Raw genomic sequence first — 24,943 nt, forward strand, 5'->3', positions numbered from 1 at the left:
GGCTACCTAGCTGCCTTATCATTCACTAGTAACATTATCATTTCTTGATTAAAACTATCCACTGGGTAGGAGCGAACGATGGCTAGGTAATTCTAATCTACGACTTTAAAAGCGTCTGTGGACGTGGACGCAAGGATAATGGCTAGCGCAATGTCAATTACCAATTAACATTGTCCCCAAAAAATACGGAGGATTGTCCCACAATCCTTATCTACAACCTAAAAAGGTCCAGTGGACGCAAGGATAATTGCTAAAGCAATTGTCATTTCCCTATTAACATTGTCCCCAAAAAATACGGAGGATTGTGCCACAATCCTTATCTACAACCTAAAAAGGTCCACTGGACCTTTTTAGCCACCCAGATATGCTTTTTTGACATCATCTGATTCAAGGAGTTCTTGTCCTGTTCCTGATAAGACGATTTTTCCAGTTTCTAAGACATAACCACGGTCTGCGATTGAGAGAGCTTTGGTCGCATTTTGTTCAATCAGGAGCACCGTTGTTCCCTGTTTTTGAATGTCTTTGACAATATCAAAAATTTCTTGAATAAAGATTGGTGCTAATCCCATCGATGGCTCATCAAGGAGCAGGAGTTTGGGTTGACTCATGAGGGCACGCCCCATGGCCAGCATCTGTTGTTCACCACCTGACAGTGTCGCTGCATCTTGATTTTTACGTTCTTCAAGACGCGGAAAACGCTCAAAAATACTTTTTAGATTTTTTTGATTCTGGTCCTTATCTTTTTTCAAAAACGCACCCATTTCAAGATTTTCCATAACGGTTAATCCTGCGAAAACATGACGACCTTCTGGAACTTGTGATAAGCCATCAGACACAATCTTGCGAGCAGGCATTCTCTGAATCTCATCTCCTAAGAAAGTAATTTTCCCCTCCTTAGGACGAACTAGTCCGGAAATGGTCCGAAGAATAGAGGTTTTACCAGCGCCATTAGCACCGATTAAAGAAACAACTTCTCCTTCATTAACCTCAAAAGAAACATTTTTTACCGCCTCAATTGCCCCATAGCTGACTGACAGGTTTTCGACATGTAACATAGCCATTAGACATCACCTCCCAAGTAGGCTTCAATAACACGTTGATTCTTTTTAATCTCATCTGGCGTACCGTGTGCAATGAGACGACCATACTCAAGAACATAGATACGCTCGGTCACTTCCATAACCAGACTCATATCATGCTCAATCAAAATAATGGTAATCCCAAATTGATCCTTAACTTGACGAATAAGTGCTGTCAATTCAGCTGTTTCTTGTGGGTTCATCCCTGCAGCAGGTTCATCTAAGAAAAGAATTTTAGGTTCAGTAGCTAGAGCACGCACGATTTCAAGACGGCGTTGCTGTCCATAAGGTAAGTTCTTCGCTAAATGATTGGCATGACCATCAAGCCCAAAAATCGCTAACAACTCCATAGCTTTTTGACGCAATGTGTCTTCACTAGCATAGAACTTTGGTAATCGTAATAAGGAAGACAGAAGATGCGACTTATTAGTATTACTCATACCAAGCAATACATTATCCAAAACGGTCATATCTTTAAAAAGACGAATATTTTGGAAGGTACGAGACAAACCAAGTGAAGCAATAGTGTAAGGTTTTTTTCCATTTAGCAAGCTACCAGCAAGGGTTACAGTCCCTTCGGAAGGCTCATAAACTCCTGTCAAAAGGTTAAAAAGCGTCGTCTTTCCAGCACCATTAGGACCGATAAGACCAACCAATTCACCCTCATTGAGTTCCATGGTAACATCACCCACAGCTGTCAAACCGCCAAAATGTTTCGTTAAATGTTTCACTTCCAGTAAAGCCATTAGTAGTTGCCCCCTTTATTTTTTGGAATGAATTTAGACAACATCAATTCTTTAGTTCCCAAAAGCCCTCCCGGACGGAACACCATTACTAAAATTAAGGCTAAAGAATAGATAATCATACGCAAATCGGCAACATTCTGCAAATACATGTTAAGAATTCCCAACACGATAGCAGCAACAATCGTTCCAGTCATTGAGCCAAGACCACCTAAAACAGCAATGATCAAATAATCAATAGAGCGCATAATCGTAAAATCTTTAGGGGCAATAGTCCCAATGTAACCAACGTAGAGAGAGCCTGCGATAGCTGCTGTCATAGCAGCGATAGCAAAGGTAATCACCTTTACTTTTGTTGTATTCACTCCCATTGATTCCGCAGCAATCTCGTCTTCACGTACAGAAATGACTTGACGACCTGTTGCACTCCGAAGATAGTTCATCAAAAGCACTGCAATAATGACAACAAAGATAAAAACAACTTGCCAGCTTGTATAAGGAAGAATCCCTGTCAAACCAGCTGCGCCGTTGGTCAAGTCACCACCATTGACAATAGCGATACGGATGATTTCCGCCACACCAAGTGTTGCAATCGCAAGGTAGTCACCTTTAAGACGAAGCGTCGGAAAACCAACTACCACTGCAATGATACCTGCGACAATCGCCCCCACAAGCATCGATAGGTAGAAACCGACATACGTTGGATTAGCTTGTGTCATAATAGCTGTCGCATAAGCACCAATAGCCATAAATCCAGCTTGTCCAAGTGAGAATTGACCAGAAAAGCCTAAAACTAAATTAGTTCCCATAGCCATAATCATTGAGATACCAATTCCCATTAAAATCTGAACATGGTAAAGCCCTAAAATACCTGTACTAACTAAGCTATTGAGGACAAGAAAAGCGACTACAATAAGGCCTAGCCAAGCTAGGATTGATTTGATACGTTTTGTCATTTGCTTATACCTTCTCCTTAATATTTTTACCAAGAATACCTGTCGGACGAACCAAGAGAATAATGATCAAGATTGCATAAACAACAGCATCTTTATAGCTTGACAATCCCATAGCTGTAGACAGTGTTTCCAGCATCCCAATCATAAATCCTCCGACAGCTGCACCAGGAATAATCCCAATACCACCCAAAACAGCAGCCACAAAAGCTTTGATACCAGGTGCCATCCCCATGAGAGGATTCATTGTATTATAGTAAAGACCAATCAGCACACCCGCAGCCCCAGCCATAGCAGAACCAATAGCAAAGGTAAAACTAATCGTTGAGTTAACATTGATCCCCATCAATTGTGCGGCATCGCTATCAACAGAAACAGCCCGCATGGCTTTACCCATCTTTGTTTTCTTAACAATGAAGTTAAGCGCGAGCATCAACAGAAGAGATACTGTTAAGATAATCAATTGAATATTGGTTACACTAATAGGACCTAAATCATATTTAATCGTTTTGATTGCCTGTGGAAAGGCACGCGCTTCGGCACCAACCAAATAGACCATGCCATATTCTAAAAGAAATGAGACGCCAATGGCTGTAATCAAAGCTGCAATCCGCGTTGACTGTCGCAAGGGGCGATAAGCCAAAAATTCAATGACAACCCCAATAGCAGCTGTGATCAGCATTGTTACTATTAAAGCAACAAAGAAATTCAAGTGGAAGGTCGAGATCAGATAGTAGCCAACAAACGCTCCCATCATATAGACATCACCGTGTGCAAAGTTAATCAACTTGATGATACCATAAACCATGGTATAACCTAGCGCCAACAGTGCGTAAACACTTCCCAAAATGAGACCATTGACCAGTTGTTGTAACATAAGAGTTTACCAAACTTTCTATCAAAATGATAACATCTGAGAAGGGTTACTCCCCAGATGTTATCTTGCGTTTTAATTCTGAAACAAGTCGGGTAGTAATGGTCATCAAAAACCTTACCTACCACGATTTTAGATATTATTTGTCAGCTTCAACAACGGTAGCTGAACTTTCCTTACCATCTGTAAGGCCAACAACTGATACGGATTTCACTGGATTGTGCTTCTTATCAATCGTCATTGTACCAGTAGCGCCTTCAAAGTCTTTGGTTTTAGCAAGGTTTTTAGCAATTTCAGCAGAATTGTTAGCACCTTTTGCTGCATCTGCTACCATGTAAACAGAATCATAGCCAAGCGCTGCAAACATCGATGGTTCTTCACCATATTTTTCCTTGTAAGCTTTAGCAAATGCTGCTGCTTTTTGAGAGGTTTTAGCTGAGTATCCTGAAACGTAATAAACGTTTGAAGCATTCTTAGCTCCTGCCAACTCGACCAGTTTATCATCCGCAAAGCCATCAGGACCAACAATAGAGGCTTCGATTCCCATTTCACGAGCCTGTTTAATGATAGTACCTACCTCTTGGTAGTAACCTGGCATCACGATAGCATCGAAATCCTCATCTTTGAATTTTGTTAGAGCTGATTGAAAATCAGTGTCTTTGGCTTGGAAAGTTGACTCACTAACAATGTCACCTTTATAGTGCTTTTTAAACTCTTTAGCGATCCCTTTTGAATAATCGCTCGAATTATCATAGTAAAGAACTACTTTTTTGGCTTTTAAATCATTACTAAGAAATTTTGAAAGGACCTCACCTTGATAACTGTCGATAAAGGTTGTACGGAACATGTATTGACGTGTCTTACCATCCTTACCAACGGTCAGATCATCCTGTGTTGCTGCTGGTGCGATCAATGGCACAGCTGCTTTTTCAGCATTTGGACTAGCTGAAGCAACGGCTGACGATACCATTGGACCCACGACAGCATTAACGCTACTTTCCGTTGTTAAGTTTGTGGTAACTGTAGCTGACTCTGAGTTATCAGATTTATTATCTTTAACGAACGCTTTGATTTTCTTACCGTCAACACCGCCACCTTTATTGATCTCAGCAATCGCTAATTGAGCGCCATTTTTACCGGCATTACCATAAGCAGAAACATCACCTGTTGACTCAAAGTTTAATCCCACTTTCAGCGTATCGCCAACTTTAGTTCCTTCTGCGTTTGCACTTGAACTACTAGGAGCAGCGCTACAAGCTGCAAGAAAGGCTGTACTCATAACTGTAACAGCTGCAAAAGTTAATTTTTTCTTCATAAAACAATCTCCTTAAAGTATGTTACATCATAATACAGAATTATCAGAATATTGTCAATACTTTATTTCTGAATTTTTTAAATTTTTCAAAAAAATAGCTTTATGAGGCTTCTAAGCCGATCAGATTGAAGAAAAGTATATGGTGAACCATTTGCTTCAACCTTTTTTCTTTATATTAGAAAACAAAAAATCTCTTAGAAATACTGTCACATCAATACTTCTAAGAGATTTATTAGTTACAGACGTAAAGGTCCTTTTCTCGATAGTCTCATGTTCGAGAGGTTTTGTCTTCTTTCCGAGAGACTTTTAAGTCTCTTTCTTCAGAACTTTGGAAAAGAAACAGTAACACTTGAGAGTTTTTTTCTGTACTGTCACTATTTTCAGTAACAATCGACAAAAAAATAGACAGTCCTTAAGAACTATCTATTTGTTATCATTCCTCATGGTTGTTCAGATTCCCTACAAAATTCATATCGATATCATCGAGAGCGGACGGTTTAACCTTTTTAACATATTTCATTGTTTTTAAAGTTGACACAATGTCTTCTTCCTGCTCTTTATCAATATATATCATGACATATTTAAATCGTTTGGAATGGTAAAAAATATCACCAAATTTACTTAACTTTCTAGCATCGCGATTATAGTAAAGATAAACCGCAAGGCTCATTCTTTCTTTGATTTCCATAGTTTCCTTTTTCTTATTCAGTCTTATTTCTATTATTATAGCAAAATTTCCCAAATAAAAAACCTGCCAAGGCAGGTTAGCTCACATTCTGAATTATTTTAATTCATTGTTATCCATAATAGCATCGATGAAGCCATATGCAAGTGTTTCTTCAGCATCCATCCAGCGATCACGTTCAGCATCGATATGGATTTTTTCCATACTTTGTCCTGAATTATCAGAAAGAATTTTTTCTAGTTTGTGACGTGTTTTCAAAAGATGCTCAGCAGCGATAGCCATATCTGTTTGTTGCGTACCGCCACCAGTACCTCCCATCGGTTGGTGCATCATGTATTCTGCGTTTGGCAACATGAAACGTTTACCCTTGGCACCTGATGATGCGATAATAGTCCCCATTGAAGCTGCCATTCCCATAACGATGGTTTGCACATCAGCTTTGATGAAGTTCATGGTATCAACGATAGCCAAGCCAGCAGAAACAGAACCACCGGGCGTATTGACATAAAGGTAGATATCTTTAGTTGGGTCTTGGGCATCCAAGAAAAGCAACTGCGCAATCACTGAGTTTGCCATGTTATCTTCAACTGGACCCGTTAACATAATAATACGGTCTTTTAGCAGACGTGAGTAAATATCATAAGAACGCTCACCGCGTGACGTTTGTTCAATAACTACAGGAATCATATCTTTCTCCATTTCATTGTTTGTTAGCAATTTCAATTGCCAATTTAATGACTGATTTCATTATATGACTTTGGTCAAAAAAGGTCAAATAAAAAACTCATTTTTTAGCATTCTAAGTGATAGAGTGCTAATTCAACATCTAAAAGGAAAGAGCAATCTCTTGCTCTTTCTAGGCTAATGCCAACACTATTGCTATTTTGTACCAAAGAGACGGTCACCCGCATCACCGAGACCAGGAACAATGTAACCATGCTCATTTAGTTTTTCATCAAGAGATGCCGCGTAGATATCCACATCTGGATGAGCTGCTTGCAATTTTTCCACACCTTCTGGAGCAGCCACTAAACACACAAAGCGAATATTTGTCGCACCGCGTTTTTTGAGTGAATCTACTGCCAATATTGCTGATCCACCAGTCGCAAGCATTGGGTCAACCACGAAAATTTGGCGTTGATCAATGTCTTCTGGCAATTTAACCAAGTATTCCACTGGCTCAAGCGTTTCTTCGTCACGATACATACCGATATGACCAACTTTAGCAGCCGGAACGAGACTCAAAAGGCCATCTACCATACCAATACCAGCACGAAGGATTGGAACAATGGCTAATTTCTTACCAGCCAATTGTTTTTGAACCGTTGTTGTTACTGGTGTTTCAATTTCAACGTCTTCAAGAGGCAAGTCACGAGACACTTCGTATCCCATCAACATAGCAATTTCATCAACTAATTCTCTAAAATCTTTTGTTGGAGTCGTTGAACGACGTAAGATTGAGAGTTTGTGTTGAATGAGCGGATGTGAAATGACTTGGAATTTTCCCATGATTTAAAACCACTTTCTATTGTTTTTATTTATTATATCAAAAAATCCTCCACGAGGGGAGGATTTAAGCAGGTCAATCCAACAAAATTCAACTATCCTTTCGGGAAAGCTTTGACTAAGCGCGTCAGCGCTTCTTCTATCACGTGGGTGGGCGTTGCCGTATTTAGACGGAAGTGATACTCTCCCTCTTTTCCAAAGGTTAAACCATCGTTTAGGATTACTTTGACCTCTTCTTGAAGAATTCTTCCTAGTTCATTATGGTTAATCTCGTAGTCAGAAAAATCTAGCCAAACCAGATAAGTACCTTCTGGTTTCATTACCTTGATATTTGTTTGTGTGGTCAAGGTTTCAGTGAGTAAATGGATATTCGTTTCCAAAACGTTTTTTAACTCGTCTAACCAGTCCTTACCATACCTTAGCGCTGTTTCTGTGGCCCAAAAACCTAGCGTGGAGACTTCGTGTTGATTATTGACCAACTGTGCATCCCTAAAAGCTTTCTTTAGTTTAGGATTTGGGATGAGCGCAAAGCTATTTTTGGTTCCTGCAATATTAAAAGTCTTGGTTGCACTCGTCAATACCAGAGCAAAATTCTGATAGTCAGCATTAACAGACAAGAGGCTATGATGCTTGTGTCCAAAAAGGGCTAAATCTTGATGAATTTCATCTGAAACCAGATAAACACCATGTTTTCGGCAAAGTTCTGCTACCCTAACAATCTCCTCCTTGGTCCAAACTCGCCCTCCAGGATTGTGAGGACTGCAAAAGAGGTAGAGTTTAACCTCATGATCAACCAAGTCTTTTTCTAATTGCTCAAAATCTATCTCAAAGTGCCCATTCTTGTCTACCAAAGAGTTGCTTACTAAATGGCGCTCAGCTAACGTGACACTTCGTGCGAAAGGAGGATAAACTGGCGTGTTAATGAGGACAGCATCTCCTTTTTGTGTAAAAGCATTGATAGCCACTGAAATGGCTGGCACCACTCCTTCAATCAAGACAATGTCTTCTTTATTAAGGATAACTTGATGCTGTGTTTTTTCCCAATCTTGAATAGCTTGATAGAGGCTATCTTTTGGAGCATCGTAGCCAAAAACGGACCTTTTAGCAAATTCTTCAAGTGCTTTTGTCATAGCTGGAAAAACCTGAAAGTCCATATCCGCAATCCAAAGAGGAATAATCTCTGGATCATGTTTAACCTTTTGCCACTTGATGGCATTGGTTTTTAGACGTTCTGGAATATCGGTAAAATTGTACTTGGTCATATTTACTCCTCACTTACTCAAAGCTTGTTCTAAATCAGCTTTCAAATCCTCTACATCTTCGATTCCTACCGATAGTCGCAACAAATTATCGGACAAACCATAAGAAAAGCGTACTTCAGCAGGAATATCAGCATGTGTTTGAGTAGCTGGGTAGGTCATCAGACTTTCTACACCACCCAAACTTTCCGCAAAACTAATCACTTTGAGACTATTTAAAAGTGCAGGAATTTTTCCTTTGTCCTTAACTTTAAAAGAAATCATCCCGCCTTTTCCTGTGTAAAGGACTTCTTTAACAGCCACATGATTATCTAGAAAAACAGCCAACTCTTGAGCATTTTTTGTTACAGCCTCCATACGGATTTTAAGGGTTTTGAGCCCACGCATGAGAAGATAGGAATCCAGTGGAGATAAATTAGGTCCAGTGGTGTTGTAATGATACATAAGTGTTTCAAAAAGCTCTGTATTATCTGTAATCACAACCCCTGCTAGGACATCGTTGTGACCTGATAAGTATTTTGTCGCTGAATGTATGACAATATCAGCACCAAGCGGAATCGGATTTTGATAAACTGGGCTATAAAAAGTATTGTCAACCAAGACTTTTGCCCCCTTATCATGGGCGACCTTGGCTACTTTTGCAATGTCAAATTCAACCATCAAAGGATTGGTTGGGGTTTCAACATAAACCACATCAGTCGATTCATCAATAGCAGCGATCATTTCCTCTTCGGTATTGGCATAAGTGACACTAAACCGGCCTTCTGACTCCTGATTGTTAAACCAACGAAAAGAACCGCCATACAAATCACGCGCTGCAACAACTTTACTGCCATAAGCAAAGACGGAAAAAGCAAGCACAACAGCACTCATACCTGAACTGGTTGCAATTGCATACGCTGCTTGTTCAATTTTTGCCAATGTTTCTTCCAATGCACTTCTGGTAGGATTCTTAGTTCGTGTGTAATCAAAACCGGTAGACTTGCCAAATTCTGGATGTTGATAAGTGGTTGATAAATGGATTGGAGCAACCAGTGATCCGGTTGCATCATCTGATTTGATGCCTGCTTGCGCTAGAATAGTAGCCAGTTGATAAGCTTTTGTCATAAATCTTCCTTTCTGGTTTTAGAATGCCTCATCATAGTCACCTTTAATCAAGTACGTTTATTCTAACATTTCTCAGAAAAGATAACAGATGGCTGATTATACCGATTTATGATAGAGGGATATAGTTTAGCATTATAGCAACTAATACTCATCCAAAATCAAAAACTAACTTTCTGTAACCATTGTCTGTTGACGGTGGTTTTTAATACTCTTCGAAATCAAAGGCAGACCTTCTTGACATGATTTGATGAACTTTAGTTCTATCTGTATCGGCGTTGCCTAGTTTGTTTTTGATTTTCATTGAGTATAAACAAGACGGGACCACCACTCTAATCGATTTGTAGGTAACTAAGAGATCATTACTAATCAAAAGTCTTCTTAGCAATAGAAAAAGGCTAGACATCTGTCTAACCTAAGATCATTGATTTATGAAATCTTAAATTTCTCACGAAGACGACCAGCACGACCACCAATCAACTTATCTAGCATGCGAGTTTTAAGCGACATGTAGCCATAACTAAAAATACCAACAGCACCGACTATAACAACATAAAACACGCTATGAACACGACTAGCAGGATCAAGCACAAAACTTAAACCAAATGTCACAACCGCCGTCAAAAGGGCCATTACAAGTGTCATCAGATTAATCATCTGCAAACGCCGTGTCAAACCAGAAGCATCGATCGACGTCAAGTTTTGCAAACGAAGATAACTTAAGACTATCGGAACCGACAAAGCAATAGAAGTTGATAAGAGTGGGCCATAGCCATGGAACAGATAAATCATAGGAATCTGTAAGACAATCTTAGTTATTAAGCCATAGATGAAATAACGCATAGCTTTTCGATTTTCAAACATGGCTTGAAGCATGGGAGACAACATGATGTAAAGGGCTAAAAATACCGTCTGAACCATTGCTGCTACAAACATACCAAGTGCCATGTCACTAGGTGCACCGTAGAAAACAGTATAGACTGGCTTGGCTAACACAAGGATGCCGACAATCGCTGGCATAATAAACATAAAGAGCAGTTGTAAGTTATTAGTAATCAGGCTAGCGGCTGCCTTCATATCTTTTTTGACGTAATTCTCCGTCAATAAAGCAATCCCAACACCACCAATGGAAGCTGCAACAGATACCAAAAGCATCACAACCTTATTAGGGTTTGAAGCAAAATAAGCAAATTGAACTAGCAAATCCGAACGGCTATAATCTGTTATCATTTTCATAAAAGGAACATAAGAAAACTGATCAATCAAACTAAAGACTTGAACGGCTGATCCTGTCACGATAAAGGGAATTGCTTCTTTCAAGGTCTCAACAAACAAAACCTTGGCATCAACAGATACTTCTTTTGTTTTTTCAAAAAAGATTGGCTTCAACAAGTTTGACTTAGCCAAATAATAGACCAAAACAGCCATGCTGGCTAACATTCCAAGAAAAGCCGCAAAGGTTGACTGAGTAACAGCTTTAACATAATCACCCGAACCAAGCTGCATGATAAAATAGGCTGTTAACAGCATCCAAATAACACGGATAAATTGTTCAGCTATTTGACTCTTAGCAGAAGGAGCCAAATCATTGTGTCCCTGAAAAACGCCTCGAATGACACTCATCATTGGGAAAATAAAAACAGACCAAGATAGGCTTTGAATAACCGGGACTAGTTCATTACCCGCTCCTGACATTTTGGCAATAACCGGAGACAAAAAAAACATAACCCCAGCACTAATGAAACCAAGAAACAGCATGAACTTTAGGAATTGACGAATCAATTGTATGGTCTCAGACTGCCTATCCATAGCATTATATTTGGCAATCTGTTTTGCTACTGCCACATTCAAACCTGATGTGGAAATCAAGAGAAAAAGTGAGTAGATGTTATAACCTTGCGTAAAAAGGGCATTGGCTTCATTAGCATGCTTACCCATCCACAGATACCAAGGAATGATATAGACCACTCCCAATAAACGACTGATGAAACTTCCGGCTGCCGACCAGGCAGTCCCGCGCATCATCTGCTCCTGTTGGGAGACTTTTGGTTTGCTTTCAGACATTTTCAAATCCTTCTAAATCTTCTTCAATTCATTATAAACTTTTACATAAGACTTGTAAAACTCTAGCCATAGGTCTAAAATAAGAAGTATGATAACAATAGAAACTGTATTAGATATCTTAAAAAATGATCAAAATTACCGTCAAATCAACCACCCTAATGGTTACTTCTTTAACTGGCAAGGAGTTTGTTTTGATAACTTAAGCTATGATAGCCGAGAGGTCAATGCTCAGACACTCTTTTTTGCCAAAGGCGCATCCTTCAAAGCTGAATTTCTAGAACAAGCTGTTTCTAAGGGGCTTAGCTGGTATATCTCTGAAATGGATTATGACGTAGGAATCCCGGCAATCTTAGTCAATGACATTAAGCAAGCAATGAGTCTGATTGCTATGACTTTCTACAACAATCCCCAAGATAAACTCCAATTACTGGCATTTACAGGGACTAAAGGTAAAACCACTGCTGCTTATTTTGCCTATCACATCTTGAAACAACATTATAAGCCAGCCATGCTATCAACCATGAACACAACCTTAGATGGCAAAACTTTCTTCAAGTCAACTTTGACCACTCCTGAAAGTTTAGACCTCTTTAAAATGATGGCTGAAGCAGTCTCAAACGGTATGACACACCTAATCATGGAAGTCTCCAGTCAGGCTTATCTGGTCAAACGCGTCTATGGATTGACCTTTGATGTTGGCGTCTTCCTCAATATTAGTCCTGACCATATCGGGCCAATTGAACATCCAACCTTTGAGGATTATTTCTATCACAAACGCTTGCTAATGCTTAATAGCCAAGCAGTCATTGTCAACAGTAGTATGAATCACTTTCAAGTCGTTAAAGAACAAGTGGAAACTCGTCCTCATGATTTCTACGGCCAAGATTCTGATAATGCTATTGAGAACAGCTCTGCTTTTTCGTTTGATGCTAAAGGAAAACTGGCTGGGCATTACGATATCCAATTAATTGGTGACTTTAATCAAGAGAATGCTATTGCCGCAGGATTAGCTTGTCAACGGCTAGGCGCAAGTCTTGAGGATATCCAAAAAGGGATTGCTGAAACTAGTGTTCCCGGTCGTATGGAAGTTTTAACACAAGCAAACGGTGCTAAAGTATTTGTCGATTACGCCCATAATGGCGATAGTCTAACCAAATTGCTAGATGTTGTCAGCCAGCATCAAAAAGGGCAGATTACGTTAATATTAGGCGCTCCGGGTAACAAAGGTGAAAGCCGGCGTGCTGACTTTGGTCATGTCATCAATCAGTACCCCGAGTTAGCGGTCATCTTAACGGCTGATGACCCCAACTTCGAAAACCCACAAACCATCTCTGAAGAAATCGCCAGCCATATTGATCGACCTGTTAACATCATAATTGACCGTGAGAAGGCTATTCAAGCTGCCTTGACACACACAACCAATGAAGACGATGCCGTCATCATTGCTGGCAAGGGAGCAGATGCTTATCAAATCGTCGAAGGTAAACACGCTGAATACGCTGGTGATTTAGAAATCGCAAAATCATTTTTATAATCATTCTTGATACTTTTTTGAATGATTATTATTAAGAAAATTTTCTGCAAAAAGAGGTAAAAAGGGCTTTTGAAAGCCCTTTTACTATGCTATAATCAAACACAGATTATCCAGGATCAGACCGAATAAATCGTTAAAGTATTGGATATTCTAATCTTTAAAACACGTTGTACACTTCATCAATAAGAGGTTACTTTAAGAAATGGAGGACTCACCTTGTCAGAGATTCAAGCCCACAACATTGATGTGGCCTATGATCACACTACCATCATTGAAAATCTTTCGGTCAGTCTGCCTAAAAGAGCCATAACCACCATTATCGGTGCTAACGGTTGCGGGAAATCTACCTTGCTCAAAGCCTTGACACGTATTCATAGCGTCAAAAAAGGCCATATTTACCTCGATGGTCAGTCTATCGCCAAGATGCCTACTAAGGAGGTAGCTAAAAAAATCGCTCTTCTTCCTCAGGTTTTAGAAGCAACTGAAGGGATTACCGTTTATGAATTAGTGTCCTATGGTCGCTTTCCTCACCAAAGATATCTGGGGACTCTGACTGCTCATGACCGCAGCCGCATCCACTGGGCAATGGAGATGACAAAGGTAACGGAACTTGCCAATCTTGAAGTGGATAGTCTCAGTGGGGGGCAGCGCCAACGTGTCTGGATTGCCATGGCTTTGGCCCAAGACACAGACACTATTTTTCTAGATGAACCAACGACTTATCTAGACCTCAACCACCAACTTGAAGTTCTTGAATTGTTGGAGCGTTTAAATAAAGATTCTGATAAAACCATTATCATGGTACTGCATGACCTCAATTTATCGGCCCGTTTTTCAGATCACATCATCGCTATGAAAAAGGGAAGCATTCGCTATCAAGGACCTGTCAAAGAGGTCATTACACCTGAACGTATTGAAGATATTTTCCACATCAAGGCTCATATTATCGACGATCCTGTTTCCAAACGTCCCATTTTACTTTCTTATCAATTATTATCACCCTCGGAGGATTTATGAAAGGTCGCAAACTCTTAACGCTCATTTTTCTTATAACTACTTGTTTTCTTCTAGTCGCCTGCAGCTCTTCCAAAAAAGAAGCTTCAAAATCAGAAGAAGTCAATATTTCTAGCATGCCCAAGATAAAAGGATTTACCTACTATGGTGATGTCCCTGAAAACCCTAAAAAAGTCGTCAACTTAGCTTACTCATACACGGGGTATCTTTTAAAACTCGGTGTCAATGTTTCTTCTTATTCTCTTGATTTAGAAAAAAATAGCACAGCTTTTGGCGATAAACTAAAAGGATTACCGCGACTCACTTCAGCTGATATTGAGGCTATTGCTGCCCAAGAACCTGATTTGATCATTGTTTTTTCACTTGATGAAAATATCGATAAACTCAAAAAAATCGCCCCTGTACTGGCAATTGAATTTGGCGCTAGCGATTACCTTCAAGTCATGGACCAATTAGGTCAAGTTTTTGGCAAAGAAAAAGAAGCCAAGGCATGGCGTCAAGATTGGGACAAAAAAGTGTCTCAAACCAAAAAGGAATTAGCTCATCAACTCAATCCAGCTACCACTTTTACTGTTATGGACTTCTATGATAAAAATATCTATCTCTATGGTCCGGAATTTGGACGTGGCAGTGAGTTAATATACCGTGCTTTGGGCTACAAAGCACCTCAAAAAGTTCAAGAAGACGTTTTCAAAAAAGGTTGGTTCGGAGTCTCTCAAGAAGTTCTTGGCGACTACATCGGTGACTATGCTGTCGTCAATACCAATAAAGATAATCAAAAGGCTGCCTCATCACTTAAGGAAAGCGATGTTTGGAAAAATATTCCTGCCGTTAAAGAAAAGCACGTGTTAACTGTTGATTATAACCTCTTCTACTTCGCTGATCCAATGTCACTCGAACTGCAACTAGATGCTTTTGCCACTGCTGTCAAAAAAGCTAACTAATCATTAGAAAGGCTATTATGTCGCCCTTAATGACTCATCAAAATAGGCCAAGATTACTTTGGCTTGTTTTTTTCATCCTCACTATCTTTCTGCTAGTAGGGATCTACTTTGGTTTACGATTTGGAGCTGTTCATTTTTCTCATAAAGAGGTGTTAACTGCCTTGCAACACCCTCTCACGAATTCAAACATCCAAGATATTGTCATCGATATCCGCCTGCCTCGTATATTAGCTGCTATCTTTGTTGGAGCAGCTATGGCCCAAGCTGGTGCTCTTATGCAAGGGATTACGCGAAATGCTATTGCTGATCCAGGACTTCTTGGTACCAATGCTGGAGCAGGTTTGGCTCTCATTATGGCTTATGCTTTTATTGGTAATCTTCACTACCTCCAGATCTTATTGATTTGTCTTCTCGGTTCTAGTCTTGCGACTCTGATGGTATTCATCTTGTCCTATCAGAAAGGAAAGGGCTATCATCAAGTGCGATTAATCTTAGCCGGAGCCATGATTTCCACACTATTTTCAGCTATTGGTCAAGCCATAACCATCTATTTTAACTTGGAGACAACTATCATTGGTTGGCAGGCAGGTGGATTGGCACAAATCAACTGGTCTATGATTAGCATGATTATTCCTATTATTATTCTAGGGCTTGCCTTGGCGCAATTATTTTCCCACCAATTAACGATTCTCAGTTTAAATGAAACAGTGGCTAAAGCTCTTGGTCAAGAAACCTTTCTAATGACTTTATTTTTATTAATAATCGTTTTGGTTATTTCATCAGGTGCTGTTGCTATGGTAGGTTCCATTGCCTTTATCGGTTTAATCATTCCTCACTTCATCAAACTCTTTGTTCCAAAGGATTATCGCCTTATTCTTCCCTTATCAGCTTACGCTGGGGCAGTCTTCCTACTTTGGGTTGATATTGCTTCGCGCATGATTCATCCCCCCACAGAAACACCGATTAGTGCCATTATTGCTGTTGTTGGCTTGCCTTGTTTCTTGTGGCTTATTAGAAAGGGAAAATACCTATGATTGCACAGAAAAAACGCACCAAACCAACCTTTCTTACCCTAGTTTTCCTACTCGTTACTTGTTTTTTCCTTGCTTTATCAATCGGTTATGCCAATGCTTCCATCATGGATCTTGTTGACGTCTTAACTGGTCAAGCTTCTAGGGGCATGGCTTTGATTATTACCCAAATTCGTTTACCACGTATTATGGCCTGTCTTTTGGGCGGGGGCTCTCTTGCCTTATCAGGCTTACTCCTGCAAAATCTTACTAAGAATCCTTTGGCTGATTCTGGTATTCTAGGCATTAATGCTGGTGCAGGATTAATGGTTGCACTTGTTATCGGCTACTCTGACTTATCAGATATTAGCACCACGGCACTGACTCCTTTTCTAGCCATGTTTGGTGGGGCAGCAACGATTGTCCTTGTTTACTGGATTTCTCGAAAAAAGAATCACGGTGTCAACCCAACACGCTTAATCATCGCTGGTATTGGAATGTCCAGTCTATTATCGGGACTAATGGTTACCATTGTTTCTGGAATTGATGATTTTAAAGTTGATTTTATTGTCAGCTGGTTGAGCGGCAGTATTTCTGGAGCCTCATGGCCAAGAATACTAGGCTTTGCACCAGCTTTGCTTCTCCTTTGGGTCATCACTTATACCAGAAGTCAGTCCCTTAACATCATGAACCTTAATGAGCAGACCGCTCTAACTCTAGGTTTAGATCTTCATAAGGAACGAGTGGTTGTCCTCTTTCTATCAACCGCTCTAGCCTCTCTCAGTGTTGTCTTAATTGGCAATATTACCTTTATCGGACTTGTTGCCGGGCATATCACACGTCAATTACTAGGTGGCGACCATCATTTAACAATCCCAAGCAGTATTATTCTTGGCATGATTTTACTTTTGGTTGCTGATACTATCGGACGCGTATTACTTGTTGGAACAGGAGTTCCAACTGGAATTATTGTCACCTTGATTGGCGCTCCATATTTCCTTTATTTAATGACAAGAGTGAAATTATAACAAAAAAGCTTCCTAATTTTCTGTAGTGGATGACTTCCCTACGGAGGTTATGGGGCTTTTTCAGCGTAAAAAGGATAATCACAGCCGACTTCAACCAAGTCACACATGATTGCTTTCATACCTCGTCTCGTCAAGATAATGTTTTACTTCACTTCGTATTACAAACATTACGATTAGACGTCTAATCTAAAATCGGTAAAATTATCCATGCCGAATCATGCTGACACTTTGTCAAAAATTTTCCAAATAAAGTGTTTTTTAAAACCATCAAATCATAACAATAAGACACTAACCAGTAAGCGACTGTCGTATTTGAAAGTCATTTTTGGTAGTGTAAAATAGCTTGTGTAAACATGCAAAAGAAGAAAAACTAATATGATTCTCTCGTGCGCTTAGTCATCAGTCATCCACTATAAGATAGACTCCTCCCTGCCAATTGACAATTCAATAGAGCTTGCAGAAGCCTAGATAAGCACTTAACTTTTAGAAAAGCTGTTATTTCGACATTTTTGGTTATAAAGAAAAAAAGATTGAAGAAAAGGTCCAACATGGACTTTTTCTTCAATCTGAGAGACAACAATCAAAAGGATTGCTACCTTTTACTATCTTTAAGCATTGAAACTTTCTGTTAATTGTGGGACTACTTGTTTCTTACGTGAAACAGCACCTTCAAGGAAGGCATGGTTATTGTCAAGTTTGAAATTAAAGGCTGCTTCAACCTTGTCCATATTTGAACCTAGTGCCAGAATTTCTGAGTTTGAATTAAGAATATCAGTAATCATCAAGACAAAGTCAGAATAAGCTTCTGATACAATCGCATCAGCAATAGCTGCTTCAATCTCTTCTTGGCGTTCTAAGACATCCTGAATATCAACAGTGTTTACTTGCGCTACACGGACACTATTTCCATTAAGTTCAAATGTTTTAGCATCGATATCGATCAATTCTGCTGCTGACTTGCTAGAAAGGTTGGTACCTGCTTTGAGCAATTCAAGACCATATTCCTCCAAATTGATACCAGCTAGTTCTGCCAATTCTTTAGCGACCTGCGGATCTGATTCGTGAGTTGTTGGTGATTTCAAAAGAAGTGTATCAGAAATCAATCCCGAAAGCAAAAGACCAGCTACTTCTTTTGGAAGTTCTACCTTGTTTTCTTTGGCAGCACGATACACAATGGAAGATGCTGAACCAACCGGCTCTACGCGCATATAAAGAGGATTTGCAGTCTCAAAATTAGCCACACGGTGATGGTCAATAACAGCTGCAACTTCCACGTCATGAATATCTGAGATTGACTGTTGAAATTCGTTGTGATCAGTCAAGATAACTTGGCTAACCCCTTCTGCTTTAGCAGATTCAACCACACGCAGAGCGTCTACACCAAAGTAGTTAAGTGCAAAAGCTGTCTCCTCATTTGGTGTACCAAGTGCTACTGCTTCAGCATCGCGACCGAAAGCTGTGCGCTCCAAGTAAGCCCAACCATATGATGATGCAATGGCATCTGTGTCAGGATTTTGGTGACCAAAAACTAAAAATTTAGACATGTTTATACCTCTTTATTATTTTAACTTCTGTTACATTATACCATAAGTCCAGCTAACTACCAAAGTACTTGCTAACAAATAAGAACTGCCCTGACATAGCCTATTCTAAAAAAGCTAGGATCATTATCCCAGCTGACTTCATTTAAGCACCTTGCATGCGTTTCATGTATTCTGTGTAACTTTCAGTTTGCATGATATCCTTAGCATTTTGAACGCGGGCTGGTGTTGGCGGTTTAACACCCTCAAGTTTATAGGGAATGCCTAATTCTCGCCACTTAAATTCACCCATTGTATGGTAGGGTAGCACCTCGAACTTGTCTACATTGCTAAGGGTTTTGACGAATTGCCCTAACTCCTCTAATTCTTCATCCATATCTGTCAAGCCGGGCACCAAGACGTGACGAATCCAAACTGGTTTTCCCTTGTCAGAAAGATAGCGAGCACAAGCTAGGATATTGCGATTAGACTGACCTGTGACTAGTTTGTGCTTCTCAGGACGAATCGCTTTAATATCGAGAAGAACTAAATCAGTCACTTCTAGCAGCTTATCAAAGATTTCGTGATAAGCTGGTTTATCACGAAACGGCAAGGCACAAGTATCCAGAGTACAATGAATCCCATATTTTTTGGCTTCATGAAACAGGGCCGTAACAAACTCAATCTGTAAGAGAGCTTCTCCCCCCGAAACCGTGATGCCACCATTTTTACCCCAAAAATGACGGTACTTCATCGCTTCATTTAAAACATCTTGGACTGTTCTTTCTTGTGAATTATTGGTCTCCATTTGCCAAGTATCAGGATTATGACAATACTGACAACGCATTTTGCAACCCTGCATGAAGACAATAAAACGAATACCTGGACCATCAACAGAGCCAAAGCTTTCCGTTGAATGAACCATTCCCGTTACTTGTGAATAATCAGTTTCAGTCATTGCAGCCTCCCATACATGAAAATTTTATGTAACCGTTTTTATAATTTCTATTATACACTTTTCACTATCAAAATAAAAGAGTGACAAGAAAATGACGCGGCTAATTCAATAAGTTCTTTTATAGTACAGTCAACAAGCTTTGCCATTAATTTCCTAGAACCTAACATCAGAGATTGAAGACAAAGTCCTTAGAACTAAGTTTCCAGGGGCTTTTTGCTAATTTTCGCGGGTAATAAAAGAAAGAGAGCTTCTGAGGGTAACATATGTTTCACACAAAAACTGACTATAATCGCAAGCGATTCAGATATTATATCCTTGACCAGTTGGTTCCTGAGAGATGCTTTCCCTTCAAATGGAGCAAGTCGTTGATTCGGAGTTTATTTGTGATTTAGTTGACGACACCTATTCTTCTGATAATGGTCATCCAAGTTCGGATCTTACTATGTTAAGCAAAATCTCTATTATTCAATGTTTCTATGAGTTTCGCTCCATGCGCCAGACTATCAAGAAGATGGAGGTGAACACTGCCTATCCTTAGTTTTTTGAGCTAACTTTGGCGTGTCTCACTATCAACAATCCGAGAAAATTGATGGCAGGAAGGGCTTTTTATTTAGGTCTAGTCCAGCTTTATGACCCATTTTCACTTCAATGGTTGAGATAGCAAAAAAAGACAAACTTCCAAAAGGACGTTTGTCTCCCATCTAATCTTCTTCTTCCTCTTCAGGGATTTCAGAAACCAATAATTTTAACTTGTTAATACGACCATCCTTAACTTTATCGTTAATTAGGGTCAATTGTTTATCGTTACTATCCACAATGTAAGATTCCTTGACTTCTTGGCTCGGAATCGAACCGACTCCTGTTAGATAGAATCCAGCAATAGTGTCAACATCATCACTTTCTAAGTTTGTATCGAAATAACCATTGAACTCATTGAGAGTCATTGTTCCTTGAACAATATAGGTATTTTCAGCAATTTCGCGAACTGATTCAGCTGCAAGGTCTGTTTCATCATCGATTTCACCGACAATTTCTTCTAAAAGATCTTCAAGTGTCGCAATACCTGCCAAGCCTCCATATTCATCCAAAAGGATAGCCATTTGGTTCTGAGTTGCTCGCAATTGAGTCAACAGATCATCTACAAAAATAGTCTCTGGAACAAATAGTGGCTCTTGCATAATACGACGAATATTGATGTTATCAAAGCCATTAGCAAATGCATCGTTAAGGATTTTCTTAGTATGAATAAGCCCAATAACCTTATCCTTATCTCCGTCATAAACAGGAATGCGGGAATAATTTTCTTGTAAAATAGCTTGAACAATTTCTTTGATATCATCATTGATATCGACCATGAAAGCATCTGTACGAGGTACCATAACCTCCCGCGCCATCATCTCATCAAGAGAGAAAATCCCTTGAAGCATACCAATCTCATCTGCATCTAGTGAGGCTTCACTATTGGTTAAGATATATTCAATTTCATCACGCGTCATCTGCTCATCTGCATCATCAAAATTCATTGGGGTGATACGGCTAAGAAGATTGGTTGATGCCGATAGCAACCAAACAAAGGGACTGACAATCTTGCTTAAAACCAAAACAACTGGTGCTGAAACAACAGCAAGATTTTCCTTGAGATTCATGGCAATCCGTTTAGGATAAAGTTCACCAAAAACAATAGAGATATAAGTCAAGAAGATTAAGGACGCCGCGCTCCCAATAGTATTTGCAAGCCTAGAATCTCCAAACCAACCGGCAATAACTTCCCCTAAAGAATCTGCAAAATTGGCACCAGCCAAGAGATTAATCAAGGTAATCCCAACTTGAATAGTTGATAAAAAATTATTAGGATTTTCTAAAACTTTCACCAAACGAATGAATTTTTTATCACCCTCTTCGGCTTTTTGGTCAACACGAGATCGATTTAAAGACACAAGAGCCATCTCACTGGCTGAGAAAAAGGCATTGAGTAGGGTTAAGATAAGTAATAAAATAAATTGTAATATCAAGGACTGACCGGGGTCTTCCATCAATAGTCTCCTAAAAAGTAAATATAATGTCTATATTATAGCATAAAATTTAGCGATAAGCTAAATATTTCCTACCTAAAACAGCTAGAAATACTTTTATTAAGGCGTTTATGACAATTTCCATCAGCAAAAAAGTATTGCATTGATTTAACTGTCAGAAAAATCATAGAGTTGAGGGTATTCGTGACATTTTGGATTCTTAGGATGGCAGATAGCACGTCCAAAATAAATCATAGCTTGATGAGCCGGCAGCCATTCTTCTTCAGGCAATACCTCCATGACGCGTTTTTCAATGTCAAGTGGTGTGGCTGATTTTTTCACAATATCATGATGCTTACAAATTCTGGTCACATGAGTATCAACCGCAAAGGCTGGTATGCCAAAACCAACACTCATAACCACATTAGCTGTTTTACGTCCTACACCCGCCAAACTTTCCAACTCAGATCGAGTTCTGGGTACCTCCCCATCAAACTCTTCCAAGAGCTGTTGCGAGCACTTTTTCAAAAACTTAGCTTTATTACGATAAAGCCCCAGTCGTGAAATGTACTCGGCAATTTCCTCTTCCGTTGCTAAAGCCATATCAGCAGGAGTCGGAAAGGCCTCAAAGAGAGCCGGTGTCACTTTATTGACCGCCGCATCTGTTGTTTGCGCTGACAAGGTCACCGCCACTAGCAACTCAAAACTATTACGAAAATTTAGGCTAGGTTTGGCATCTGGAAAAAGAGCAATAATCTCTTCAATAACCTTACGTGCTCGTTTTTTTGATAATACCATAAACATTCCTTTTTGTTTTTTTCTTATTATAGCACGACTGCTGTCTTCAGACACAAAGCAACTTATTAAAAATGGTCCTATTATAGTTATCATTTAAATCATTTTTTTACTATTGCTGAACCAAGTATCATAAATAACAATTCTGACCTGGTAATCATCGGCGATCGCCATTGGATTTGACCCCAGCTCATGACAATCCCCCTGTCGCTGATCCTCTACCATCCTCTTTGGGGACAACCTTTTTTACACTACATCTTCACAAAATTTTAGTCTTTGTGGCATGAACAATACTTTCCAGAATTTTTAACAAGCTAGCTTTTTGGAAAACGAACCGTTAGAAGAAGATATCCCATCCCTTAACTTTTTGTTCGACTCAAATAGATTATTCATTGAACATTAGCCAGAAGACTTTGGTCAATCTAGCGTGCATCAACCAAACTCAAATCATATCTCAACCATTGATTAATCAACTATTTTTCACTTTTTACTCTACTTGAAGAAATTCTTACATCCAAACGTTAGGGTGTCTATCTAGATAGACTGGAAGACTGTAAGGCACTCCCATAGGATCTAAGATTTTTTCAACGGTTGCCAGATATCGTTAACACTTTTTTCAAATAATTATCCGATTTGTAACAGAGGTCACTCCTGATTTACCTAACTATCAGACAGCCGTCCCATGAAAAGGCAGTCTTTAACAAGACATCTCTATCCAGCATGAACAATTACTGGTTAATTATCCATAAAAACTGCTATCAATTATTAGACCATATGTTCTACTCACAAAGCTTTCGAAAACCTTTAACGGTACTTAAAATTATCAACAAGACGTTAAGCTTTCTCAGGGAAACTCTGACTCATAAAAAACCATATCACACACGCTAATACTATCTTCCAGACTGTCTTTTAAAAACGTTCAAGAAATACACAGACTATATCACAAACACCTTTGAATATCCCTTATTCTAGCACTAAACTCGAAGCCAACAACAAGCTCATCAAAGACATTAAACACCAAAAACTTTAGAACCAAGTTACTTCTCTCTTTAATCATGAAAAAAAGAGAGAAACAATCTGATTCTCTCTTACCCCTAGCTACCAATCATCTACTAGATGCTGGTTAGTTTACTTTCTTCTTGCTTGGAAGGCTGGGTCATAATAACTGATGGCTAGAAAGCCGATTATTAATTCTTACTCAGACAACTGTAAGGCTGCATAAGGCGTGCGGTAGCCGATTTGAAGGACCCTATCATCCTTGATAAGGATAGGGCGCTTGATTAACATGCCATCTTTAGATAAAAGTTCCAAAGCCTTATCAACTGTCAAGCTATCAAACTTGTCTTTAAGACCTAACTGTCTGTATGAATTTCCCGAAGTGTTGAAAAACTTCTTCAAATCAAGGTCGGAATGCTCCAGGAGTTCTTGAAGTAGACTGACTTGTGGGGGATTAGTCTTAATGTCAACCGCCTCATAGTTCACTCCAAGCATATCCAACTCCTTCTTAGCCTTCTTACAGGTCGTGCATTTAGGATATTCATAAAAAGTATACATCATTTCTCCAATTCTAAGAGCATCGCCTTGCGCTCAAGCCCGCCAGCATAGCCCGTCAAACTCCCATCTGCACCTAACACTCGGTGACAGGGCACGATGATGGATAGAGGATTTTTTCCAACGGCAGAGCCAATAGCTTGCGCAGACTTGCAATTAAGCTCTGTGGCTAGTTTGCCATAAGTGGTCGTTTGACCGTAGGGAATAGCCGCTAGCGCTGACCAGACTCGATGCTGGAAAGCAGTCCCATGCGGAGCCAGTCTCAATTGGCTAGGGTCTGGCTGACGCCCCGCAAAATAAGCATCTAGCCAAAGCTTAGCTTCTTGGTGAGGAGTGACTTCCTGATTCAATAGTTGAAATGACTCAAAACCACGCTCATAATAAGCCTGTCCCACAAAATAAAGCCCCAAAAGCGACTCCTCATCAGCTAAAAGACTGATTTGCCCCAAAGGAGACTGGTAAAATGTTCTAAATATCATTCGTCTATTATATCAAAAATAATAACAATATGAATCTGCATTTAGTACACTATAAAATCAGCAAAACTAATCCAAACAGCGACTAAAGCAGTGAACTGCCTAACAGACAACTATATTCACAATATTTCATCACCGCACCCGTGGCCTACCACAATAAAGCGTTAGACCAAACTCGCTATTTTGGGAACATAAGCCGTTATTGATTTCAATCCACGCACCCGCGAAGGGTGCGACCTTTAAACCATCTGGCTCTGTATAAACTTTTTTATTTCAATCCACGCACCCGCGAAGGGTGCGACCATAACTCGCAGAAGTATAGCCATCATTTGAATACATTTCAATCCACGCACCCGCGAAGGGTGCGACAGGAGTCCAAGAGCAGTTATGTTTTGCAATCGAAATTTCAATCCACGCACCCGCGAAGGGTGCGACAATCTCATGGGCAATTTAATAAAGGAGGTAAAATATTTCAATCCACGCACCCGCGAAGGGTGCGACTCAGATTGCGCATTATCA

At 39.7% G+C, this 24,943-nt stretch carries 22 protein-coding genes, 2 pseudogenes and 1 CRISPR repeat array (1 of these 25 cut by a window edge); of the genes and pseudogenes, 7 read left to right on the forward strand and 17 right to left on the reverse strand.

What is annotated here, in order from left to right; all coding sequences use genetic code 11:
• Positions 1-350: 350 nt before the first annotated feature.
• The 11 genes from A2G56_RS04255 to A2G56_RS04305 all read right to left on the reverse strand — a co-directional run bounded on the left by A2G56_RS04255 (position 351) and on the right by A2G56_RS04305 (position 11,582).
• A complete protein-coding gene (locus A2G56_RS04255) occupies positions 351-1,061 on the reverse strand; it encodes an ABC transporter ATP-binding protein (protein ID WP_062709510.1) in 711 nt (236 codons plus the stop codon).
• Complete coding sequence (locus A2G56_RS04260; RefSeq protein WP_062709513.1) at positions 1,061-1,825, reverse strand: ABC transporter ATP-binding protein; 765 nt, start codon at positions 1,823-1,825, stop codon at positions 1,061-1,063. The genes A2G56_RS04255 and A2G56_RS04260 overlap by 1 nt, the downstream gene beginning before the upstream one ends.
• Positions 1,825-2,778: a branched-chain amino acid ABC transporter permease gene (locus A2G56_RS04265; protein ID WP_062709516.1), complete on the reverse strand. Its 954-nt coding sequence runs from the start codon at positions 2,776-2,778 to the stop codon at positions 1,825-1,827. Before A2G56_RS04265 ends, A2G56_RS04260 begins: the two co-directional genes overlap by 1 nt.
• Positions 2,779-2,782: 4 nt before the next feature.
• The gene (locus A2G56_RS04270) at positions 2,783-3,652 is read right to left on the reverse strand and encodes a branched-chain amino acid ABC transporter permease (protein ID WP_062709519.1); all 870 of its coding nucleotides are present in this window, start codon (positions 3,650-3,652) and stop codon (positions 2,783-2,785) included.
• A 136-nt stretch (positions 3,653-3,788) separates the two neighbouring features.
• Positions 3,789-4,964: an ABC transporter substrate-binding protein gene (locus tag A2G56_RS04275; RefSeq protein ID WP_062709522.1), complete on the reverse strand. Its 1,176-nt coding sequence runs from the start codon at positions 4,962-4,964 to the stop codon at positions 3,789-3,791.
• 433 nt (positions 4,965-5,397) lie between these two features.
• On the reverse strand, positions 5,398-5,652 hold the full coding sequence (locus tag A2G56_RS04280; RefSeq protein ID WP_062709525.1) for a DUF2129 domain-containing protein: 255 nt from the start codon (positions 5,650-5,652) through the stop codon (positions 5,398-5,400).
• A gap of 93 nt (positions 5,653-5,745) precedes the next feature.
• The gene (locus tag A2G56_RS04285; protein WP_018381204.1) at positions 5,746-6,336 is read right to left on the reverse strand and encodes an ATP-dependent Clp protease proteolytic subunit; all 591 of its coding nucleotides are present in this window, start codon (positions 6,334-6,336) and stop codon (positions 5,746-5,748) included.
• A gap of 192 nt (positions 6,337-6,528) precedes the next feature.
• The gene (gene upp / locus A2G56_RS04290) at positions 6,529-7,158 is read right to left on the reverse strand and encodes a uracil phosphoribosyltransferase (protein ID WP_062709528.1); all 630 of its coding nucleotides are present in this window, start codon (positions 7,156-7,158) and stop codon (positions 6,529-6,531) included.
• 92 nt (positions 7,159-7,250) lie between these two features.
• Positions 7,251-8,417, reverse strand: a complete 1,167-nt coding sequence (locus A2G56_RS04295) for a MalY/PatB family protein (RefSeq protein ID WP_062709531.1) — start codon at positions 8,415-8,417, stop codon at positions 7,251-7,253.
• Positions 8,418-8,426: 9 nt separating this feature from the next.
• Positions 8,427-9,521 carry a cystathionine gamma-synthase gene (locus tag A2G56_RS04300; protein ID WP_062709534.1) on the reverse strand — a complete coding sequence of 365 codons (1,095 nt, stop codon included), beginning with the start codon at positions 9,519-9,521 and terminating at the stop codon, positions 8,427-8,429.
• 426 nt (positions 9,522-9,947) lie between these two features.
• Positions 9,948-11,582, reverse strand: coding sequence for a putative polysaccharide biosynthesis protein (locus tag A2G56_RS04305; protein ID WP_062709537.1), 1,635 nt, complete (start codon positions 11,580-11,582; stop codon positions 9,948-9,950).
• Positions 11,583-11,670: 88 nt separating this feature from the next.
• On the opposite strand from A2G56_RS04305, the gene A2G56_RS04310 reads away from it, so the two are divergent.
• The 5 genes from A2G56_RS04310 to A2G56_RS04330 all read left to right on the forward strand — a co-directional run bounded on the left by A2G56_RS04310 (position 11,671) and on the right by A2G56_RS04330 (position 17,112).
• A complete protein-coding gene (locus tag A2G56_RS04310; RefSeq protein WP_062709539.1) occupies positions 11,671-13,116 on the forward strand; it encodes a UDP-N-acetylmuramoyl-L-alanyl-D-glutamate--L-lysine ligase in 1,446 nt (481 codons plus the stop codon).
• A gap of 216 nt (positions 13,117-13,332) precedes the next feature.
• Complete coding sequence (locus A2G56_RS04315; protein ID WP_062709542.1) at positions 13,333-14,133, forward strand: ABC transporter ATP-binding protein; 801 nt, start codon at positions 13,333-13,335, stop codon at positions 14,131-14,133.
• A complete protein-coding gene (locus A2G56_RS04320) occupies positions 14,130-15,074 on the forward strand; it encodes an ABC transporter substrate-binding protein (RefSeq protein ID WP_062709545.1) in 945 nt (314 codons plus the stop codon). The genes A2G56_RS04315 and A2G56_RS04320 overlap by 4 nt, the downstream gene beginning before the upstream one ends.
• A 17-nt stretch (positions 15,075-15,091) precedes the next feature.
• A complete protein-coding gene (locus A2G56_RS04325) occupies positions 15,092-16,108 on the forward strand; it encodes a FecCD family ABC transporter permease (protein WP_099091461.1) in 1,017 nt (338 codons plus the stop codon).
• The gene (locus tag A2G56_RS04330; protein WP_062709554.1) at positions 16,105-17,112 is read left to right on the forward strand and encodes a FecCD family ABC transporter permease; all 1,008 of its coding nucleotides are present in this window, start codon (positions 16,105-16,107) and stop codon (positions 17,110-17,112) included. The genes A2G56_RS04325 and A2G56_RS04330 overlap by 4 nt, the downstream gene beginning before the upstream one ends.
• 608 nt (positions 17,113-17,720) lie before the next feature.
• On the opposite strand, the gene A2G56_RS04335 is transcribed toward A2G56_RS04330, so the two are convergent.
• Both A2G56_RS04335 and pflA read right to left on the reverse strand, forming a co-directional pair.
• Positions 17,721-18,656 (reverse strand): manganese-dependent inorganic pyrophosphatase, encoded by a 936-nt coding sequence (locus A2G56_RS04335; RefSeq protein WP_062709557.1) that lies wholly within the window; start codon positions 18,654-18,656, stop codon positions 17,721-17,723.
• Between the two features lie 142 nt (positions 18,657-18,798).
• Positions 18,799-19,590, reverse strand: coding sequence for a pyruvate formate-lyase-activating protein (gene pflA / locus A2G56_RS04340; protein WP_062709560.1), 792 nt, complete (start codon positions 19,588-19,590; stop codon positions 18,799-18,801).
• Positions 19,591-19,853: 263 nt separating this feature from the next.
• Between pflA and A2G56_RS10935 the strand changes: the two are divergent.
• Positions 19,854-20,122 (forward strand): annotated as a pseudogene (locus A2G56_RS10935) (transposase); the annotation flags it as partial.
• 169 nt (positions 20,123-20,291) lie between these two features.
• On the opposite strand, the gene A2G56_RS04345 reads toward A2G56_RS10935, so the two are convergent.
• On the reverse strand, positions 20,292-21,623 hold the full coding sequence (locus tag A2G56_RS04345) for a hemolysin family protein (protein ID WP_062709563.1): 1,332 nt from the start codon (positions 21,621-21,623) through the stop codon (positions 20,292-20,294).
• A 147-nt stretch (positions 21,624-21,770) separates the two neighbouring features.
• A complete protein-coding gene (gene nth / locus A2G56_RS04350) occupies positions 21,771-22,400 on the reverse strand; it encodes an endonuclease III (protein ID WP_062709569.1) in 630 nt (209 codons plus the stop codon).
• A gap of 889 nt (positions 22,401-23,289) precedes the next feature.
• Here nth and A2G56_RS11155 point away from each other — a divergent pair.
• Positions 23,290-23,418: pseudogene (locus A2G56_RS11155) on the forward strand (transposase); the annotation flags it as partial.
• A gap of 173 nt (positions 23,419-23,591) precedes the next feature.
• Here the strand turns inward: A2G56_RS11155 and A2G56_RS04355 are convergent.
• Entirely contained in the window at positions 23,592-23,951 is a 360-nt protein-coding gene (locus A2G56_RS04355; RefSeq protein WP_062709572.1) for a Spx/MgsR family RNA polymerase-binding regulatory protein, read from the reverse strand.
• Positions 23,951-24,427, reverse strand: coding sequence for a methylated-DNA--[protein]-cysteine S-methyltransferase (locus tag A2G56_RS04360; RefSeq protein WP_062709575.1), 477 nt, complete (start codon positions 24,425-24,427; stop codon positions 23,951-23,953). Before A2G56_RS04360 ends, A2G56_RS04355 begins: the two co-directional genes overlap by 1 nt.
• Before the next feature lie 202 nt (positions 24,428-24,629).
• A CRISPR array of direct repeats spans positions 24,630-24,943; the repeat unit is 32 nt; unit sequence ATTTCAATCCACGCACCCGCGAAGGGTGCGAC; it runs 1,701 nt beyond the window's last position.

This window comes from Streptococcus halotolerans, from assembly GCF_001598035.1.
In the GTDB taxonomy this organism is placed as follows: Bacteria; Bacillota; Bacilli; order Lactobacillales; family Streptococcaceae; genus Streptococcus; species Streptococcus halotolerans.

Excerpts from the sequence above, each read along its gene's own strand:
- A2G56_RS04305 (WP_062709537.1), bottom strand. The coding sequence starts at position 11,582 with ATGTCTGAAAGCAAACCAAAAGTCTCCCAACAGGAGCAGATGATGCGC.
- A2G56_RS04330 (WP_062709554.1), top strand. The coding sequence starts at position 16,105 with ATGATTGCACAGAAAAAACGCACCAAACCAACCTTTCTTACCCTAGTT.
- A2G56_RS04255 (WP_062709510.1), bottom strand. The coding sequence starts at position 1,061 with ATGGCTATGTTACATGTCGAAAACCTGTCAGTCAGCTATGGGGCAATT.
- A2G56_RS04270 (WP_062709519.1), bottom strand. The coding sequence starts at position 3,652 with ATGTTACAACAACTGGTCAATGGTCTCATTTTGGGAAGTGTTTACGCA.
- A2G56_RS04325 (WP_099091461.1), top strand. The coding sequence starts at position 15,092 with ATGTCGCCCTTAATGACTCATCAAAATAGGCCAAGATTACTTTGGCTT.
- A2G56_RS04335 (WP_062709557.1), bottom strand. The coding sequence starts at position 18,656 with ATGTCTAAATTTTTAGTTTTTGGTCACCAAAATCCTGACACAGATGCC.
- A2G56_RS04295 (WP_062709531.1), bottom strand. The coding sequence starts at position 8,417 with ATGACCAAGTACAATTTTACCGATATTCCAGAACGTCTAAAAACCAAT.
- upp (WP_062709528.1), bottom strand. The coding sequence starts at position 7,158 with ATGGGAAAATTCCAAGTCATTTCACATCCGCTCATTCAACACAAACTC.
- nth (WP_062709569.1), bottom strand. The coding sequence starts at position 22,400 with ATGGTATTATCAAAAAAACGAGCACGTAAGGTTATTGAAGAGATTATT.
- A2G56_RS04260 (WP_062709513.1), bottom strand. The coding sequence starts at position 1,825 with ATGGCTTTACTGGAAGTGAAACATTTAACGAAACATTTTGGCGGTTTG.
- A2G56_RS04345 (WP_062709563.1), bottom strand. The coding sequence starts at position 21,623 with ATGGAAGACCCCGGTCAGTCCTTGATATTACAATTTATTTTATTACTT.
- A2G56_RS04280 (WP_062709525.1), bottom strand. The coding sequence starts at position 5,652 with ATGGAAATCAAAGAAAGAATGAGCCTTGCGGTTTATCTTTACTATAAT.
- A2G56_RS04265 (WP_062709516.1), bottom strand. The coding sequence starts at position 2,778 with ATGACAAAACGTATCAAATCAATCCTAGCTTGGCTAGGCCTTATTGTA.
- A2G56_RS04360 (WP_062709575.1), bottom strand. The coding sequence starts at position 24,427 with ATGATATTTAGAACATTTTACCAGTCTCCTTTGGGGCAAATCAGTCTT.
- A2G56_RS04285 (WP_018381204.1), bottom strand. The coding sequence starts at position 6,336 with ATGATTCCTGTAGTTATTGAACAAACGTCACGCGGTGAGCGTTCTTAT.
- A2G56_RS04310 (WP_062709539.1), top strand. The coding sequence starts at position 11,671 with ATGATAACAATAGAAACTGTATTAGATATCTTAAAAAATGATCAAAAT.
- pflA (WP_062709560.1), bottom strand. The coding sequence starts at position 19,590 with ATGACTGAAACTGATTATTCACAAGTAACGGGAATGGTTCATTCAACG.
- A2G56_RS04320 (WP_062709545.1), top strand. The coding sequence starts at position 14,130 with ATGAAAGGTCGCAAACTCTTAACGCTCATTTTTCTTATAACTACTTGT.
- A2G56_RS04275 (WP_062709522.1), bottom strand. The coding sequence starts at position 4,964 with ATGAAGAAAAAATTAACTTTTGCAGCTGTTACAGTTATGAGTACAGCC.
- A2G56_RS04300 (WP_062709534.1), bottom strand. The coding sequence starts at position 9,521 with ATGACAAAAGCTTATCAACTGGCTACTATTCTAGCGCAAGCAGGCATC.
- A2G56_RS04355 (WP_062709572.1), bottom strand. The coding sequence starts at position 23,951 with ATGTATACTTTTTATGAATATCCTAAATGCACGACCTGTAAGAAGGCT.